General features: G+C 72.7%; 1 protein-coding gene and 1 pseudogene. Both read left to right on the forward strand.

Annotation, left to right across the window (positions count from 1 at the left end; genetic code table 11):
- On the forward strand, positions 1-1160 hold a 1160-nt coding region (locus GT354_RS12090; RefSeq protein ID WP_237534641.1), incomplete at its 5' end, for a glycerophosphoryl diester phosphodiesterase membrane domain-containing protein.
- A pseudogene (locus GT354_RS12095) lies at positions 1157-1511 on the forward strand (hypothetical protein); the annotation flags it as partial. The gene GT354_RS12090 and the pseudogene GT354_RS12095, both read left to right, overlap by 4 nt.

Consider the following 1511-nt stretch of genomic DNA (forward strand, 5'->3'; position numbering starts at 1 on the left):
GACCGCCCAACCAGCGCCGAGGCCCCGGCCCGCACGCAAACCCGCCGCCCGGTTGGCAGGGCCCCGGCCCCGGCTGGCAAGGCCCCGGCCCGGGTTGGCAAGGCCCCGGTCAGCCGCCGCCGTGGGGACCCCCGCCCGGCTGGAACGGCCCGTACCGCCAGGCCGCCAAGCCCGGCGTGATCCCCCTGCGCCCACTGAGCATCGGCGAGGTCCTCGACGGCGCGTTCGCCGCCATGCGCGCGCACTGGAAGGTCATGATCGGCATCGCCGTCGTGGTCGCGCTGCTCACGCAGGTCCTCCAGGTGCCCACCCAGTGGCTGGTCAACCGCGAATTCTCGCCACAGGACATCGGCGACAACCCCACCGGTGAAGAGGCCTGGAACTACCTGCGCGACTCGCTCGCCATCCTGGTCATACCGCTCGTCGTCGCGACGCTCGGCCAGATCGCCGCGACCGGCATGCTCACCGTCGTGGTCAGCCGCGCCGTCATCGCCAAGCCCATCTCCGCCAAGGAAGCCTGGTCCGCGGCCCGCCCACTGCTCCCGCGCCTGCTCGGCGTCACGTTCGCGACCTGGCTGATCCCCGTGATCACCATGCTCGTCGCGATGCTGCCCGGCCTGGTCCTGATCGGCGTCGGCGCCGACGGCCTCGGCGCGCTGCTCCTGCTCCCGGGCATCATCGGCGGCCTGGTCGCGGCGATCTACCTGTACATCTGCTTCACGCTCGCCGCACCGGCCCTGATGCTGGAGAAGCAGTCGGTCCGCAAATCCCTGGAGCGCTCGCGCAAGCTCGTCACCGGCGCGTGGTGGCGCGTATTCGGCGTGCTGATCCTGATCGCGCTGATCATGGCGATCATCGGCGCCGTCATCCAGATGCCGTTCGTACTGATCACCGGCGGCTTCTCGGACTTCACCGCGTCCAAGCCCTCCGAAATCGACGACCCCACGTTCGTCGACCTGCTGATCACCGGCATCGGCGCGGTGATCGCGGCGGGCCTGCTGCTCCCCTTCGCGGCCGGCGCGACCGCACTCCTGTACATCGACCGCCGCATCCGCCGCGAGGCACTGGACCTGGAACTCGCCCGCGCCGCAGGCGTCCTGGACGACCAGCCCACCGATCAGGGCGGCAACGGCCCGGCGACAGGACCCGCACCCGCGTGATCGCCCACGCACTCCCGGGCCTGCTCCGGGACCGGCAACCGGTGGACATCCCGCGCGACGACGCGCGGGATGCCGCCCGCGACGAGCTGTCCCGCACCGAATACCACCAGGACGACCCCGGTCTGCTCCGCCGCACCCTCGACTGGGTCTTCGACCGGCTGGGCCGGCTGCTCGCCAGGGCCGGCGACCACACCCCCGGCGGCATCACCGGCGTCGTGGTGCTCGTGGCCCTCGTGATCGTGGCGATCGTGGTGGTGCGCCTGCGCCTGGGCCCGTTGCGCGCCGCCCGCCGCCGGGTCGACCCGGGCCTGTACGGCGCGGACGGCCCGATGTCGGCCGCCCGCCACCGCG

The sequence above is a fragment of the Streptomyces sp. SID3343 genome (genome assembly GCF_009865215.1).
GTDB lineage: Bacteria > Actinomycetota > Actinomycetes > Streptomycetales > Streptomycetaceae > Embleya.